Annotated in this window: 18 protein-coding genes; 3 read left to right on the top strand and 15 right to left on the bottom strand. The window is 29.2% G+C overall.

The window, feature by feature from the left end:
* Nucleotides 1-74 precede the first annotated feature (74 nt).
* The 6 genes from RYK99_RS02160 to trpX all read right to left on the bottom strand — a co-directional run bounded on the left by RYK99_RS02160 (nucleotide 75) and on the right by trpX (nucleotide 6,410).
* On the bottom strand, nucleotides 75-659 hold the full coding sequence (locus tag RYK99_RS02160; protein ID WP_314989724.1) for a PepSY domain-containing protein: 585 nt from the start codon (nucleotides 657-659) through the stop codon (nucleotides 75-77).
* Nucleotides 660-953: 294 nt separating this feature from the next.
* A complete protein-coding gene (locus RYK99_RS02165) occupies nucleotides 954-2,297 on the bottom strand; it encodes a HAMP domain-containing sensor histidine kinase (RefSeq protein ID WP_314989725.1) in 1,344 nt (447 codons plus the stop codon).
* The gene (locus RYK99_RS02170; RefSeq protein WP_314989727.1) at nucleotides 2,287-2,952 is read right to left on the bottom strand and encodes a response regulator transcription factor; all 666 of its coding nucleotides are present in this window, start codon (nucleotides 2,950-2,952) and stop codon (nucleotides 2,287-2,289) included. Before RYK99_RS02170 ends, RYK99_RS02165 begins: the two co-directional genes overlap by 11 nt.
* 507 nt (nucleotides 2,953-3,459) lie before the next feature.
* A complete protein-coding gene (locus tag RYK99_RS02175; protein ID WP_314989729.1) occupies nucleotides 3,460-4,233 on the bottom strand; it encodes an ATP-binding cassette domain-containing protein in 774 nt (257 codons plus the stop codon).
* Nucleotides 4,234-4,236: 3 nt separating this feature from the next.
* Nucleotides 4,237-5,112 carry an ABC transporter permease gene (locus RYK99_RS02180; RefSeq protein WP_314989731.1) on the bottom strand — a complete coding sequence of 292 codons (876 nt, stop codon included), beginning with the start codon at nucleotides 5,110-5,112 and terminating at the stop codon, nucleotides 4,237-4,239.
* 293 nt (nucleotides 5,113-5,405) lie between these two features.
* Complete coding sequence (gene trpX, locus RYK99_RS02185) at nucleotides 5,406-6,410, bottom strand: tryptophan ABC transporter substrate-binding protein (RefSeq protein ID WP_314989733.1); 1,005 nt, start codon at nucleotides 6,408-6,410, stop codon at nucleotides 5,406-5,408.
* A gap of 789 nt (nucleotides 6,411-7,199) precedes the next feature.
* Between trpX and RYK99_RS02190 the strand changes: the two genes are divergently transcribed.
* Complete coding sequence (locus tag RYK99_RS02190; RefSeq protein WP_314989735.1) at nucleotides 7,200-8,417, top strand: MFS transporter; 1,218 nt, start codon at nucleotides 7,200-7,202, stop codon at nucleotides 8,415-8,417.
* Between the two features lie 136 nt (nucleotides 8,418-8,553).
* On the opposite strand, the gene RYK99_RS02195 is transcribed toward RYK99_RS02190, so the two are convergent.
* The 6 genes from RYK99_RS02195 to mutM all read right to left on the bottom strand — a co-directional run bounded on the left by RYK99_RS02195 (nucleotide 8,554) and on the right by mutM (nucleotide 12,445).
* Entirely contained in the window at nucleotides 8,554-8,835 is a 282-nt protein-coding gene (locus tag RYK99_RS02195; protein ID WP_314989737.1) for a nucleotide pyrophosphohydrolase, read from the bottom strand.
* Between the two features lie 10 nt (nucleotides 8,836-8,845).
* A complete protein-coding gene (gene rsmA / locus RYK99_RS02200) occupies nucleotides 8,846-9,706 on the bottom strand; it encodes a 16S rRNA (adenine(1518)-N(6)/adenine(1519)-N(6))-dimethyltransferase RsmA (RefSeq protein ID WP_314989738.1) in 861 nt (286 codons plus the stop codon).
* Entirely contained in the window at nucleotides 9,706-10,257 is a 552-nt protein-coding gene (gene rnmV / locus RYK99_RS02205) for a ribonuclease M5 (RefSeq protein ID WP_271965970.1), read from the bottom strand. Before rnmV ends, rsmA begins: the two co-directional genes overlap by 1 nt.
* A gap of 62 nt (nucleotides 10,258-10,319) precedes the next feature.
* A complete protein-coding gene (locus RYK99_RS02210) occupies nucleotides 10,320-10,652 on the bottom strand; it encodes a hypothetical protein (protein WP_314989743.1) in 333 nt (110 codons plus the stop codon).
* 70 nt (nucleotides 10,653-10,722) lie between these two features.
* Nucleotides 10,723-11,571 carry a YitT family protein gene (locus RYK99_RS02215; protein ID WP_314989745.1) on the bottom strand — a complete coding sequence of 283 codons (849 nt, stop codon included), beginning with the start codon at nucleotides 11,569-11,571 and terminating at the stop codon, nucleotides 10,723-10,725.
* Nucleotides 11,564-12,445 (bottom strand): bifunctional DNA-formamidopyrimidine glycosylase/DNA-(apurinic or apyrimidinic site) lyase, encoded by an 882-nt coding sequence (mutM, locus tag RYK99_RS02220; protein WP_314989747.1) that lies wholly within the window; start codon nucleotides 12,443-12,445, stop codon nucleotides 11,564-11,566. The genes RYK99_RS02215 and mutM overlap by 8 nt, the downstream gene beginning before the upstream one ends.
* Before the next feature lie 184 nt (nucleotides 12,446-12,629).
* On the opposite strand from mutM, the gene RYK99_RS02225 reads away from it, so the two are divergent.
* A complete protein-coding gene (locus tag RYK99_RS02225; RefSeq protein WP_314989749.1) occupies nucleotides 12,630-13,979 on the top strand; it encodes an LCP family protein in 1,350 nt (449 codons plus the stop codon).
* Between the two features lie 38 nt (nucleotides 13,980-14,017).
* Here RYK99_RS02225 and RYK99_RS02230 read toward each other — a convergent pair whose 3' ends face one another.
* Genes RYK99_RS02230 through RYK99_RS02240 form a run of 3 tightly spaced genes read right to left on the bottom strand, consistent with a single transcriptional unit; the run spans nucleotide 14,018 to nucleotide 15,870 of the window.
* Nucleotides 14,018-14,959, bottom strand: coding sequence for a DUF4097 family beta strand repeat-containing protein (locus tag RYK99_RS02230; RefSeq protein ID WP_314989751.1), 942 nt, complete (start codon nucleotides 14,957-14,959; stop codon nucleotides 14,018-14,020).
* Nucleotides 14,952-15,560 carry an HAAS signaling domain-containing protein gene (locus RYK99_RS02235; RefSeq protein ID WP_314989753.1) on the bottom strand — a complete coding sequence of 203 codons (609 nt, stop codon included), beginning with the start codon at nucleotides 15,558-15,560 and terminating at the stop codon, nucleotides 14,952-14,954. Before RYK99_RS02235 ends, RYK99_RS02230 begins: the two co-directional genes overlap by 8 nt.
* Nucleotides 15,553-15,870: a PadR family transcriptional regulator gene (locus RYK99_RS02240; protein ID WP_314989755.1), complete on the bottom strand. Its 318-nt coding sequence runs from the start codon at nucleotides 15,868-15,870 to the stop codon at nucleotides 15,553-15,555. Before RYK99_RS02240 ends, RYK99_RS02235 begins: the two co-directional genes overlap by 8 nt.
* A gap of 154 nt (nucleotides 15,871-16,024) precedes the next feature.
* Between RYK99_RS02240 and RYK99_RS02245 the strand changes: the two genes are divergently transcribed.
* Complete coding sequence (locus tag RYK99_RS02245) at nucleotides 16,025-16,660, top strand: YigZ family protein (RefSeq protein ID WP_314989757.1); 636 nt, start codon at nucleotides 16,025-16,027, stop codon at nucleotides 16,658-16,660.
* Nucleotides 16,661-16,710: the final 50 nt, after the last annotated feature.

Genomic DNA, 16,710 nt, shown 5'->3' on the forward strand with positions numbered 1-16,710 from the left:
TCCTTCTTTTCTTTATATTTTTATTATATATTTCTTTTATGAATCTAAAATGAAGATTTCATTATTATTATTTTCTAGTTATCAATCTTAACTTTTAGAACTTTTCCTGATACAGCATCAACTACCACATCATACTCTAATCCGTTAGCTTTTGCTTCAACTTTATAAACATATAATGATACTCCATTATTTTGAGGTGCATAATCATCCTCGTATTTAGGTTTAATTTTTACAAAGTTAATATTTTGTTCTGGTACTGATATTGCAGCAGCTACAATTGAGCGGATTTCTTGTTGTGATTTAACATTTTGAGTATTTTGTTGTGCATTATTGCTCTGAGTATTATTATTTGAGCTATTATTTCCACTATTGTTATTGTCATTTGAATTAGTTTGATTTCCTGTATTCAACTTAATATTATAGTAAGCATCTTGAATTTTAGTTCTTTGCGCAGTTTCATATTTATCATAAGCATACGCTCCAACCCCACTCGTTACTACTACAGCTAACGCTCCAATAATTAATGGTTTTAAAAAGTTTCTTCTAGTTTTTTTAGGTTGCTCACTATATTGGTTGTCATATTGGTTGTCGTTTTCGATAGTTTCAACGTAAGTACCTTCAATTGTTTCGATTTCATTATTATTAGTATTTTTTGTCATTTTTCTTTTCCTTCTTTTCTTTATATTTTTATTTTATATTTCTATTATGAATCTTGAATGAAGATTCTATTATTTATTCTCTTTTGATATTTTTATTATATTTTTGTTTTATGAATATTAAATGAAGATTTCACTTTTATTCTTCTCTTAAGATATTTTTATTATATCTGTGTTTTATGAATCTTAAATGAAGATTCATATTAATTAATATATAATTTTCTGTAAAATAAAAAAGGAGTGACTCAACAAAATCGATTTCTACATTGCGATTTTCGAGTCACTTTCCCTCGTTTTTTAAAGATTCACTACAAATCTTGTTCCTTTTGACTTATTATCTAAAACAGCTATTTTACCATCATGTAATTCTACTATTTTTTTCGTAATAGATAACCCTAACCCTGAAGAATTATCCTCTGTTGTAGTTCTAGATTTATCTACTTTATAAAATCTATCCCAAATATGTTTTTTCTCAGCATCATTTATTCCTATTCCGTCATCTACAACTTCAAGTATTATTCTATTTCTTTTTACTAAACAAACTTTTACTTCTGTTTGAGCATACTTCAGGGCATTAGATAGTAAGTTATCTATCATTCTCATAATTAACGCTTCATTAGCGTATACTTTGATGTTTTCTTCTATATTTATAAATAACTTTATATTCTTATTATCAAATAATATTTTATAATCTTCTAGTGTAGATTTTATTTTATCAGATAATAAAAGTTCTTCTTTTGGAATCTCTAAACGACTATCTAATCTAGCTAATTCTAGTATTTGATTTATCATAGATGTCATTCTCTTACTCTGTCTTTCAATAACATCAAAGGATTCTTTCGCATCTTCTACAGAATCTGTATACTTAACTCCATATTCACTTTCTGCCATTATTACAGAAATCGGCGTTCGAAGTTCATGCGATACATCTGAACTAAATTGACGTTCCCTTTTTGAGGAATTTTCTAATGTTTCTAACATTTCATTAAAAACTTTACCTAATTTATGCACTTCATCAGTACCATCTTCTATAGTAATTCTTTTACTAAGGTCATTACTTTTTGCAATAGCATCAGCAGTTTCAGTCATATCTCTAACCGGTTTTAATGAACTTCTAATAATTAAATATCCACCGTACATTATAACTAATATAACGAACGGACTTCCTATACTTATGATTAACGGCAATATCCAACCATTAATATTATTAGTAATTTGTACGACTCCTCTTACATATTTTCCGTTTCCTAAACGGGCCGAACTTGTTTCTGAATCATAGTAAAGATATTTATTATGATTAACATCTTTATATTCAGAAATTATTCCTAGACTAAAATCATTAACTTTGAAATTTCTAGGTACAGAACCTGCAACAAGATTACCATCTTTATCATAAACAGATAAGGTCACTCCATCTTCATATGGGGTAAACTTATCAGATCCACTTGAAATTTCAGCCACCTCTTCTATCAATTTCTTTTCACTATTTTTTTCAACAACACTATCACTAACTAAAAATGTCCCAACTATCAGTGATCCTATTAATAAAACTATAAATGTTGTGTACCATAAAGTGATTTTAAAAGTCAGCGATACTTTTCTAAATGGAAATATCGATAATTTCTTAATTTTATTTAACAAAGTATCCTAGCCCCCTTTTAGTGTAAATAATAGTCTTATCTGTACCATTATCTAATTTTTTTCTTATATTTTTTATAATAACATCTACTATATTAGAAGCCCCGTCGTAATCATAATCCCAAACGTGGTTAAGAATTTGGTCACGACTTAAGATACTCTCTTTATTCTTCATAAGATATTCTAATACCTCATATTCCTTACCAGTTAAGCCAATATTTTTACCATTTCTCAACACTTGTTTTTTCGAAATATCCAAAACAACATCATCAACTTGAATAACATTAGTTGCTAAACCATAGTTTCGTCTCATTAAAACTCTTATTCTAGCTAATAACTCATCAAACTCAAATGGTTTAACTATATAGTCATCAGCTCCGCTGTCAAGGCCGATGATTTTATCCTCTAATGTGTCTTTTGCTGTTAACATTATAACTGGTGTATTATTTTTACTTTCACGAAGTCTCGCTATAAACTCATAACCATCAACATTTGGCATCATTATATCAGTTATAATCAAATCGTACTCACTATAACTTACAAAATCTAAAGCTTCCCCTCCATCAAAACAACTATCTACGCTATAATTATTTTTCTTTAAGTGCTTAGTAATTATTCTATTCAAATCGCGTTCATCTTCAACAACAAGTATTTTCATAAAAATCTCCTCGTACTAAATTCTACTATATTTTACTTAATTCATATGTAAATGTAAAGGTAGCGACTCAAAAATCGTGATTTCGGAGAAACAAGATTTTGTCGAATCATACCCACAAAGTTTATTAGATATCTATAAAGCTTTTCTAAAGCATATTTAGATATCAATAAACCACTGCGTCTATAAGTTCTCATATACACCTTGTTAAAATTCATTTTTTTGGGTCAACCCATTTATAATTTAATTTACATTATATTCTAAAACAAAATAATGAATCTAAAATGAAAAAAGACACCTATTTTCAAATAGATGTCTCAGACGCAATAGTCCGGATTCGAACCGGAATCTCCTCCATCAAGGCGCAATCCCTATATACTACTCCTTACGCCATTTTTATTATATCAAATTAACTTTTTTCTTTCTATGTTAAAAAAGTATATTTAGTATATAAAATACCAACGGAAAGTCAAAAAAATAGAGCCTAGATTTTAAAGGCTCTATAAGCTTTTATTCACTTTCTTCTAAATTATAAAGTAATTCATATAATGCTTTTGCATCTAGTTTTTCTTTTTCTTCTTTACTAATATCTCGAACTAACTCTCCACGGTGCAGAACTATTATTCTGTTCCCATATTTCACCGCATCTTGAATATTGTGAGTTATCATTAAAGCTGTTAATTTCTTTTCTTCAATCTTTTGTCGAGTAAGTTCCATTATTTTTTTCTGAGTTTTTGGATCTAGTGCCGCCGTATGTTCATCAAGAAGTAAAAGTTTTGGAGTAGTCATAGTTGCCATTAAAAGTGCAATAGCTTGGCGTTGACCCCCTGATAATAGCCCCATCTCACTATCTAATCTATCTTCAAGTCCTAAGTCTAAAGTTGCTAATAACTCTTTAAAAAGTTTTCTATCTTCTTTTGTCGTACCTACTTTAAAACCTCTAGTTTTCCCACGACGAAGTGCTAAAGACATATTTTGTGCTACAGTCATACGAGGAGCTGTTCCATCTAACGGATTTTGAAATACTCTACTAATAAATCCAGCTCTTTTATGTTCTACTATATTACTTACATCTTTTCCTTCAATTAAAATCTCTCCACCATCTAGTGAAAATGAACCTGCTAGTGCATTAAGAAAAGTTGATTTCCCTGCTCCATTCCCTCCAAGAATAGTAATGAAATCACCATCTTTTATTTCAAGGTTAACATTTTTTAATGCATGTTGTTCTCTAATCGTACCAGGAAAGAACGTTTTATCTATTTTATTAATTTTTATAAATGACATGATCTATACATCCTTTCTCTTAGCTTTTAATTTTAATTGAGGTAGTGTTAAGAATAAAGCTATTACTAATGCTGAAACTAATTTGAAATCATTAGCTCCAATAATATTTAATTTTAACACTCCAACTAGTAATAATCTGTAAATAATCGCTCCACAAATGACACAAATCAATCTTGTCGTAAAACTCACATCCTTGAAGATTACTTCTCCTATAATAATCGCTGCTAAAGCTACAACTATAACTCCAATTCCACTATTTACATCAGAATAACCATTATTTTGAGCTAAAATAGCACCAGCTAAAGAAATAATTCCATTAGCAAGCATTAATCCTAAAATTGTCATTGTTTTAGTAGAAATTCCTAGAGCAGTTGCCATTTTCTCATTATCACCTGTTGCAATTAGACTCTGACCTAATTCTGTTGAAAAGAATAAAGACATAGCAATAATAATTAATCCAGAAAGAATAATTCCAACAAGCACAGTATCATAATGAGTCGGTAAGTCTAATCCTTGAATTTTACTAAAAATCGTATCTTTATTAATTAAACTTAAATTTGGTCTTCCCATAATTCTAAGGTTTACCGATAATAATGCAGTCATTGTTAAAATCCCTGCAAGTAAACTCGGTATTTTACAAACAGTTATTAAGAACCCTGTCACAAGTCCCGCTAACATTCCTGCTACTATAGAAATTAATGTAGCAATAATAGGATTAATCCCATTATGTATACAGATTACGCATACCGCAGCTCCTAAAGGATACGCACCTTCAGTAGTCATATCTGCAATATTTAATACTCTAAAACTTATAAACAATCCAAGCGATAATATTCCCCACAACATTCCTTGCGAAATCGCTGAAATAAATAAATCCATTTTACACCTCTTTTTTTATTTTTTCCCTAAATTAATATTATGTAATTTAGAGCGATTCATAAACAAATATTTTTATCGATTTAATGAGTCGCTCCTTTAATATATTTACTATCTATAATGGGACTGACCCAAAAGTTCTAAATTTTAACAAAATGTATATGATAATTCATAGACGCAGTGGTTTATTGATATCTAAATTCGCTTTAAAAAAGCTTTTTAGATATCAATAAACTGTGCGGGGATGACTCGACAAAATCGATTTCTCCGAAATCACAATTTTTGAGTCACTCCCATTATTTTTTATCTACTACTTTTGCTTTATCTTTAATTTCTTTTGGAATTTCGATTCCTAATTGTTTTGCTTTTGCTTCATTTAGGTAAATTACACCCTCATTAGCAAGTACGATTGGCATATCTTTTGTATCAGCACCTTTTAGTACTTTAGCGACAACTTTGGCTGTTTCAACACCGATTTGATATTGATCAACACCTAATCCTAAAAGTCCTCCGTCAGCTACCATTGTATCTGCAGATGGGAATACTGGAATTTTCTTAGCGTCTGTTACTTTTACTACTGTTGCCATTGCACTAGCGATTGTGTTATCGATTGGTACAAAAATTGCATCAGTTTGTGAAGCAAGACTTTCTGTTACTTGTTGAATATCATTTGTGTTTGCTACTGTTGATACCTTAACTTCTAATCCTAATTCTTTAGCTAATTTTTCAGCTTCTTGAGCTTGTTTTACAGAGTTATCTTCACTTGCTGTGTAAAGAATTCCAACTTTTTTCATGTTAGGTAATACTTTTTTCATGATTTCAAGTTGTTGTTTAATTGGCGTTCTATCACTAACACCAGTAATGTTGTTTCCTGGTTTATCTTCAGCTTTAATTAATCCTGCTTCAACTGGATAAGTAATACCACCCATGATAATTGGTTTATCTTTAGTTGCATTTGATAAAGATAAAGTAGCTGGTGTTGTAATACCTACTAAGATATCATTGTTATCTGTAACTAATTTTTGACCCATACTTGCTAAGTTACTTTGATCACCTTGGGCATTTTGAAGATCAATTTTTAAATTCTTACCAACTTCATATCCTTCTTTTTTTAGTCCATCTTCTAAACCTTTATAAATTTGATCAAGAGCTGGGTGACTAAGCAATTGTAGAACTCCTACTTTCACTTCTTTATTATCAACTTTTTTAGTATCTTCACCTTTTTTACCTGAGAAAAACCCATAACCTAATACACAAACTAATAATACCGCAAATGCTACAAAAATTTTATTTACTTTCATTTTAATAATCTCCTTTTACTTTAATAATATTTTTTGTAATCAAAATTTTAGAAGCGTATCTATATAAAAAGACCACTAGCGTAATATGCAGTGGTCCTCACAATATGTTTTTTCATATATAAAAAACCACCTAGATATTTCTATGTGGTCTCATTTTTTCATCACAAATAATCCACATAGATACTTACTTCTCACCTGAGAGTCGTATCTATGTTAAAAAGAAACAAGATCGACTCAGTATCTAGTGGCTTTGCCAACGAATATTTAATTGTAGCGTGTCAACTTGATACAGTTTCATAAATCTTTTTTCTCCTTTACGTTTAATTCTTGTTTACATTATAGCAACAGTTTTTTTTATTGTCAAGATATTTTTCTAAAAAAATTAAAAGATTCTGACAATTTATCTAAAATTATTCATACCTTTGAATTTTCAGCATGTAAAGAAAAAAGTAAATACGGATATTTTCAAAAAAATATTAAAAAGATATTAACGGTGTTTTATGTATATTTGCTGTACTATAAAAACTAAGGTATTTTCTCAATATTTTTTGAAACTTATGAAAATAATTCGTTTTCATAGTTAAATTATTGATATTTAATTATTAATACACACATAGAAAGTTTCAGACTACTGTTATACCGTCATTTATTATTTATTATAATAAATAGTATTTTCCATGAAAATAAAATTGAAAATATATCATTTTTATGAAAATTTACACTTGAAAATACATTTTCAGAGGAGTATGATAGATATATGTTATTAAAAAATAAGTTAGGAGAATTTTTATGGATAGCCAGATAGCTATAGAAGAAAAAGACAAATTATTTAATAAAGGATTTATTACAATAACTACAATTAATTTTATCGTATTTTTAATTTATTACTGTTTCGTAGTTATTACAGCTAAATATGCAACTTCTCAATTAGGAGCAACTGCTGCTCAAGCAGGATTCGCCGCAGGTATTTATATTATCGGTACACTTGTTGCTAGACTTTATATTGGGAAAAAATTAGAAATTGTTGGTCGTAAACAAATTTTACGTTTTGGAGCGTTAATCTATTTAATCACAACAGCAGCTTACCTAATTTCATCTAATATTGTTATTTTAGATACTGTTCGTTTCTTAAATGGATTTGCTTATGGGACTATCTCAACTGCAGCTAATGCAATAGTTACAACTTACATTCCTAAATCTCGTAACGGTGAAGGTATTAACTACTACGGATTAAGTACAAGTTTAGCAGCTGCAATTGGACCATTTATCGGTATGTTATTACTTCCTATTACAGGATTTAATGCAGTTATTATTTTAGCAATCGTATTATCTGTAGCAGTTACAATTGCTTGTTTCTTATTCCCAGTTCAAAATATCGAATTAGACGAAAAACAAAAAAAATTATTAAACAGCTGGGCTTTAAATACATTTATTGAATACAAAGTATTATTCATCTCTACTGTAGCATTCCTAGTTGGTTTAGCTTACTCTAGTGTATTAGGATTCTTATCTATCTACGCTGATAGCTTAAACTTATCTACTGCTGGGGCATTCTTCTTTGTAGTATATGCTCTTATCGTTACAGTTACTCGTCCATTCGCAGGACGCGTATTCGATGCACGTGGTGAGAATGCAGTTATGTATCCAAGTTTTGTATTCTTAACATTAGGATTATTAATGTTAAGTTTCACAAACGGTAGCTTCATGTTATTATTCTCTGGTGCTTTAATCGGTTTAGGATATGGAACATTCATGTCAAACGGACAAGCTGTTTGTTTAAAACTTGTTGATTCTACTAAAGTAGGTATTGCATTATCTACATACTTCATCGGATTAGACCTTGGTCTTGGATTTGGACCATATGCACTAGGTACTGTTCAAGGAATCTTATCATACAGAGGAATTTACATCCTTTGTGCAATAGTAACAATTGGAGTAACTGTTCTTTACGCTATGTTCTACAAAGGTAAAGAAGTACCAGTGTTAAAAACTAAAACTAGTCGATAGTAATATTAAAAACTTTAAAAAGTAGTCCTAAATTAAGGGCTACTTTTTTTATAGATATTTATTATTAATAACAAAAGAGGGCTGACTCGACAAAATCGATTTCTACGAAATCACTATTTTTGAGTCACTCCCTCTTTTATTTTTCTGGATAACGTCTTGCGACATCAACTAACTTATCTTTTATAATCTTTTTAGGATCTTCATTAAGATGATAACACATTGCCAGAGCATAGATTAACACATCTGCTAGCTCATCTTTTATCTCTTGTATATTATCTCCCTCTTCACTCCATTGAAAATGCTCTAATAGTTCTGCCGCTTCAATAGAGATACTTTTAGAAAATCTTTCTAAAGTATCATACTCTCCCCAACCTCTTTTCTCTCGAAACTCAGTTATTATTGTTTTTAACTCTTCCATCTTTTTATCCCTATATTAAACTGTTATTTGTTAAATTATTATATAAATTGTAAAATTCCGTTAAACTTAGAGTTTCGCTTCGTCTTCCAGGTTCAATATCACTGTCAAGACAAGCGTTTTGTAAGTCTTGCTTTTTATCTTTACCATAACTTGAAATTAAATTATTAAGCAAAGTTTTTCTACGTTGTACAAAACATGAGCGCACGAATTTAAAGAATTTGGCATCAGTTTCAAATTCGCGAGTTTCTTTTGTCATAATTTTTACAACAGCACTCTCAACATTCGGTGCAGGTACGAATACTTTTTTCGGTACAGTAAATAAATACTCAACATCTGTATAGTAATTTAATAAAATTGTTAATGAGTTATAATCTTTTGTTCCTACCTTAGCATTTAATCTATTCGCAACTTCTTTTTGCATCATAACTACATAACCATCAATTTTTTCAGTGTTCTCAATTAAATGAGTTAAAATTGGTGTAGTAATGTAGTAAGGTAAGTTAGCTACTACCATTATTTTTTCACAATCTGACATCTTCTCAGCGATTATTTTATCAACATCAACTTTTAAGATATCGTTATTAATAATCTCAACATTCGGATAATCTGCAAGCGTCTCAGATAAAATCGGTAAAAGTCTACCATCAATTTCAAACGAAATTACTTTTTTAGCTTTTTTAGCCAATGCTTCTGTAAGAGAACCTATCCCAGGCCCTATTTCTATTACTCCTACATTTTCATTTACTCCTGCTCCATCAACGATTCTATTTAAAATATTCGCATCTATCAAGAAGTTTTGTCCTAAACTCTTCTTAAATGTAAATCCGTGTTTTTTTAGTATTTCAAAAGTTTTCTTAGGTGTTCCTATCATTATTTCAATCCTTTACTTATTTTTTCCATCTCATCTAATAAACGTTCTTTAGAAATATTATACATATTAAGTTTATTTAGTAGTTGTTTTGCATTAGTGTAACCTATATTTAATCTTTCACAAAGTTCTTCTCTTAGAACTTTTGATGTGGTTCCTCCTACTAAACCTAACTCTATCAATATTTCATTACTTATATCATTTTTCACCTCATCCATCGGTGTATAATGATTTTTAATAGCTGCTATAATATCTTCTTTGCTCGCAGCTTCTATTCCAATTTTCCCTTTACTATCAACGGCCTTTTTATTTGATATATATGCATGTTTTGCAGTAGGGATATTTTTTTCTATTATACTTCTAATTCTTTTTCCCGCATAATCAGGATCAGTTAGAACTATTAATCCTCTTGTTTTTTCTAAAAAGATTAATCGTTCTATTTTTTTCTTAGTAAGGGCAGAGCCATTAGTTTCAAATGTATCGCAATCTATTGCTTCTTTAACCCTATTGGTATCATCTCTTCCTTCTACTACTATTATTTCTTTGATTTTCATTTTATTATCCTTTAAAAAATTCATCAGTCTATTATAACATATTTAGACAAATTTTGCTCATGCTAGCATGAATATTTCAAATAGTTGTATAGTTCATGCGTAATTTCATGGTGAACTGTGTACTTATAACCTCCGCAAAGGAAATTCTTTTTTAATTCAAATTTCTCTTTAAGCTTAATTTTTTCTCGTGCTTTTCCTTTTTTACACACTAGTATTTCCCAATGTTTTTCAAACTTAACTAAGTAGCAATCGTAGATCGTATCTTTTCCATATTCTCCCCAAAAATATAGGAATCCAACAAGTTCAAATAGTATATGCCACCATTTTACTGTTTTTCTTCTTTCTAACAAATAAACTTTCTCACTCTTAATAAGATAATTATATAATTCTTCCATAACTCCCACCTCTTTATAGTCATTATAACACAAAAAATCCTTTGCAGAAAATTCTGCAAAGGAAAGTATATTAGTGAATATCTTTTTTCTTAAAGTTAGCTCCACTTACTTCACTAACTGTTCCAATCGATAGAAAGGCATTTTTATCGTTCTTAAAAACTATTTTTTTTAGTTTTGATTCTTCAATACGAGTTATTACACAAAAGATAATTTTTGTTTCTTGACCTGAATAACCACCTTCCCCGTGTAATAAAGTCACTCCACGACCAAGTCTATCTTGAATTTCTTGACTTATTACTTGGTAATTACTTGTAATAACCATAACGGATTTAGAATCGTTAAGCCCCTCAATAACAATATCCATAACTTTAGATGCGATGAAATAACTTATCATAGAATATAATGCCGCTTCCCATGTGAAAACAAATCCAGATGCGATAAAGATAACAACATTTATTCCTAGGACCATCTCACCTACAGAAATCGGTAATTTTTTAGTAGCATAGATTGAGAACATCTCACTACCATCTAATGTACCACCATTTCTAATAACTAGCCCTACTCCAATTCCAAGTATAATCCCTCCGAATATACAAGCTAAAAATGGATCCGTAACTAGTGGTGGAATGCTATGGAAGTATGATGTAGCTACAGAAAGAATAACAATACCAAAAATAGATGCTATCGAAAATCCTTTACCTATCTGTTTATATCCTAAATATAAGAATGGAATATTTAACAGAAAGATAAATAATCCAAGTGGTAATCCTAAATAATGGCGGGCAATAATAGATACCCCAATCACTCCTCCATCTAGGATATTATTAGGAATTAAGAAAAATTCTAATCCTGCTGCAAAGATTAACGATCCTATAACTATACTAATATATTTCTTTAAAAATTCTAATCTACTATCCATTGAATCTCCTTTTTATTTTATTTTTTTGACAAATAGGACAAAAATGACTCGAACGACCTTTTATTGTAACATTTTCAACATCATGACCTAATGGGCAAACCTTTTTACCATAAATTTGGTGGAAATTCTGCATATTTCCTTCTCCACCATCTGTATGTACATAGTCTGAAATTGTAGAACCACCTTCTTTTATCGCTAATTCTAAAATATCAACTAACTCTTTAAAGAGACTTTCTTTTTTCTTTTTAGAAAGTTCACTAGCTTTAGTTAAAGGATGTATTTTCTGACGATACAATACTTCACAATCATAAATATTCCCACATCCGCAAAATACATTCCCTTCTAATAGCAATGCTTTAATAGATTGATCTTTATATTTATTTTCATCTAATTTATCTAGAAAATACTTTTTAGCTTTTTTATCAAACGGTTCTGGAGCGAGATTAACAAAAGGTTTAAATTTCGTTACATCTTCTATGTATCTAAGTTCGCCAAATCTTCTAATATCACTGTAGACTAATTTTTCACCAGTCGATAATTCGAAAATCACATGTTGATGTTTGAAGTAGTTTTTATTAGTAATTTCTGCTATATCTTTTACTAAAAAAAATGCTCCCGTCATTCCAAAATGTGTGATAATATATCCTTCATTTAATGTAAAATATAAATATTTCCCTCTTCTAGATAATTTTTCTATAGTTTTACCTTTTACATTTTCTGAAAAATAATTTATATCCTGCTTCACTATAGCCATTTTATTCAATTTATGACTTTCTGTTACAACATTTGAATATTTCACATCTAGAATTTGCTTATTTATTACTACTTCTTCAAGTCCAAATTTTATATTTTCAACCTCAGGTAATTCTGGCATAATATACTCCTATTTTTATACTTACCTTTTTATTTTAATATAAATATATGAAAATATCAAAAATTTCCCACTTTTATTTCTCTTATTTTCAATATTCATCTCAAATTTTCACCTTTATTATGGCAACAAATTGAAATTTGTAGTATAATAAAAAAGTTATAATGTATAGAAGGGATTATATTAAATGAAAGAAAGAATATCTAGAAGAGATAGAATCAGTTCTGGGTCAAGAAATGATAAACACTCTCCTAAAAAAAGAAGCTTTAAAAAAATAATATTTACAGTTCTAGCATTACTGTTCATAGGAACAGGAGCTTTTGCAGCATACACGTTCTTCAACTTCTATAATTCAACTCACAAAGGATACAAAAAAGTTGATTACTTAAAAGAAGTTGATCCTAACTTTAAGAAATTTTCAGTACTAATTTTAGGAATAGATATGAATGATGATCGTAAGGCTCAAGGTCAAACACGAGCAGACAGTCGAACAGACTCTATGATTTTAGCAACTGTTAACAAAGATAAAAAACGTATGGACATGGTTAGTATTCCTCGTGACTCACTTGCTTTAATGCGTGAAAAAAATGACGAGAATAATGATAGTGCATACTTCTATGATAAAATCACACATGCTCATGCATACAATGATGTAAAAGGAACAACAAACGCAGTAGAAAACTTATTAAATACACCTATCAACTTCTACGTATTAATAAACTTCAAAGCGTTTGAACAGACAGTCGATGCCTTTGGTGGAATTGATTTATACGTACCATTCGATATGGATGAACAAAATGCTAATGGTGAAGAAAACACTGTTAAATTGAAAAAAGGATGGCATACTTTAAACGGTGAACAAGCTCTTGCCTTTGCTCGTAGTAGATATTACGATAGTGATATAGAACGTGGTCAACGTCAACTTCAAGCTATTCACGCTCTTATCGATAAAGCAAAAAGCTTAAATGCTTTAACTAAAATCAATGATGTAATTAATATCGCAGGTGATAATGTAGAACATAACCTATCAACGACAGAAATCTCTTCAGCGATAAAAATGTTCTTTAATGATGATATTCAAATCGTTTCACACAGAATCGATGGATATGATGTGATGTACAACGGTGTATATTACTACTATCCGCGCCCATTATCTTTATTATACGCATCATCAGCATTAAGAGATAATTTAGATTTACCATTACCAAAAGCGACAGACTTACTAAACATTTACTATCAAGGTCATATAAGTATAGGATTAAAAGAATATAGAATAAATAATTTATTACCAAAAACTATATATCCTCAAGTTGGACTTACAATAATGTCACATGGAGATTTACTAATCAATCTTCCAGAACAACTTTCTAAAGAAGATCTGAAAAAAGATATTACAGTAAGTAACGAAAATAGACCTGATGAAAATGGCAATACTGAAAACAATGCTAACAATAGCAATGAACAGCAAAATACTACAACTGGTGTCAGTACAACAAATACTCATCAAAATACCAATGTAAATAATAATCAAGAATAAATAATATCCCATCAAAACTAATTTTGATGGGATATTATTTATTTATTTGAAAATTTCACATTTACAGTTCCAGTATTTGAAGATGTGAATAATTGTTTCTTTTTATTTGAGTTATTTGTAAAATTTGATTCTTCATCACTTAATTCAGCTATAATATCACCTTCTGTTGATTTAAGAGTAATAGAATTATTTGCAGTAAGATTACTTAAAGTAATATTACCAGTAGTTGTTTTTAAATTAATATTATCTGAACTTTCACTAGGAAGATTACTTACCCTAATATTTCCTAGTTTATTAGTTATATTAATATCTTTTATTGTCGATGCTGACAAATCTGTATCTCCTGTTTTATTATCAACACTAATATTTTTTAAATCATTAATATTATTTAATTTAACATTTCCTGTAGCAACATTAATTTTTAGAGAATTATTTTTACTATTTAAGTTATCTATATTTAAATTTCCAGTTGCCAATTTAATATCAGCATCTGAAGCTGAAATATTAGTTAGATATACATCACCTAGTTTACTATTAATTATAAGAGATTTAATATCTAGATTCTTGATAAAATAATCTCCTATTTTATTAACTGAATTGATATCGATATTAGAAGACTTAGGTATTTTTATAATAAGTTTTCTTTTTTCATTAAAGAAATTAAAATTAATACCCACAATATTTTTATTTTCTTTTATAGATAACTTATTTCCTGTGTGCTCTATATTAACTTTACGTTCTAGAGCAGTATAGTATTCTATTTCCATATTTTTAGAAGCCGTATTCTCTTCTATGGTTACATCAGAATCAATAATATCTAAATCTAAATTTTTAACATCATTAATTGAGACAGTATAATTCTTTTTCTCGAAATTAGAAGAGAATCTAGGTATATGACCATTATTTAAGTAAGTTGCTAATCCTATCAATACTAGTCCAAAAATTATAAAACTAATAGAAATTTTTATAAATTTATTCATTTATATACACCTCTTTTTTGAAAAACTTCACAAAAATTGTTCTGATGTTTATACCATTTTGACGTGATTTTTTATATATTTTTATCAACCAGTAAATACCAATTAAACCAGCTCCTGAAATAACAAATCCAAATCCTAAAGTATCTAAGAAGTACGAAATATTTCTTTCGTAAATAAGATAAAATGGGGATTTTAATATTAATAAGATTCCACCAATGAAAATAGCTATAATAGTAAGTACAGTACTGAATATTATAGACAGAATAACTATAAAAAGACTAGCACCTAGAGCAAATATAGTTATCCAAGCAGGAAATAATAATACGGTAATAATAAAGCCGAGCTCTGTAGGGATTTTTCGTGGTATAAACCTCCATACTAGTTTTGTTTGTTTTTTCCCAATATTATGTTCATCTAAAATTTGATCAACGATGATATTAATATCCCCTAATTGTGATACAGCTTCTTCTTCACTTAAGCCCTCATCAATACGATCATCAATCATTTCTTCGAAAAAATTGAGTGTTTTATACATCTCTTTTGGCGATAAATATGGTTTTAATTTATTTCCCAAAAGAGCGCAAAACTGTGTCTTATTCATGTTTTTCATCTCCTAATATATATTTATGTGCATTACTTATTACTTTCCAGTCGATAAGAAATTCCTGAATTTTATTAAGACCAACATCTGTAATTTTATAATATTTTCTTAGTCTACTATTATGTTCTACCGAATATGAGGTAACACAATTGTTTGCTTCCAAGCGTTTTAAGATTGGATATAACGTTGATTCCGATATAGGAATTACATTTGAAACATCTTTTATAATTTTATACCCATATGATTCAGAATTACGTAAAGTAGCAAGAACACATATTTCCAATAACCCTCTTTTTAATTGAGCTTCCATACGAATATCTCCTTTCAAATAATACTATACATTGCATAGTATAGTTTGTCAAGTAGTATAATGAGAAATACATTCTAATTATTGACATTTTATATATAATACATCATAATTAATGTAGTAAATTTAGCAAATTATAAATTACAAAGGAGGTACTATGGCGAAAAAATTTATTACAATCAAAGAAGATTCATACGATGAATTCGTTGAAAAAAAATCTACATTCATTACTCATCTTATAAGAATTAGTAACGAAGAAGAAGCCCGAGAGTTTATTCAAAAAATGAAGAAAAAACATTATGATGCTACACATGTTTGTTCATGTTATGTAGTTGGTGATAATAACGAAATAACTCGTGCTAATGATGACGGAGAACCTAGTGGAACTGCTGGCGCTCCAATGCTAGACGTACTAGTAAAAAACGAAATAAAAAATGTTTGTGCCACTGTTATCAGATACTACGGGGGAACTAAGCTAGGAACTGGTGGTTTAGTTCGTGCATACGGTGGTGGAGTAATTAACGCTCTAAAAAATGCAACATTAGTAGAAAGAAAAGATGCTTTTGAAGTTAGATTAGAATTAGATTATAGTCTAAACGGAAAAATAGAATATGAAATTGGAAAAACTAATTTCATCGTGAACAACTTAGAATACACTGACAAAATCGTTTATACAATTTATGTAATGCAAGAAGACTACGATAACTTTGAAAATTGGATTGCTAATCTAACTAACGGTCAATTCAAAATTCTATCTTCAAAAGAAAAACAACTAGAATTCGATATTAAATAAAGCTAAGAAGGAATCAGAAACCATATTAAACAGTCTCTTATTCCTTCTTA

Source organism: uncultured Gemella sp., from assembly GCF_963537375.1.
Classification (GTDB): Bacteria; Bacillota; Bacilli; order Staphylococcales; family Gemellaceae; genus Gemella.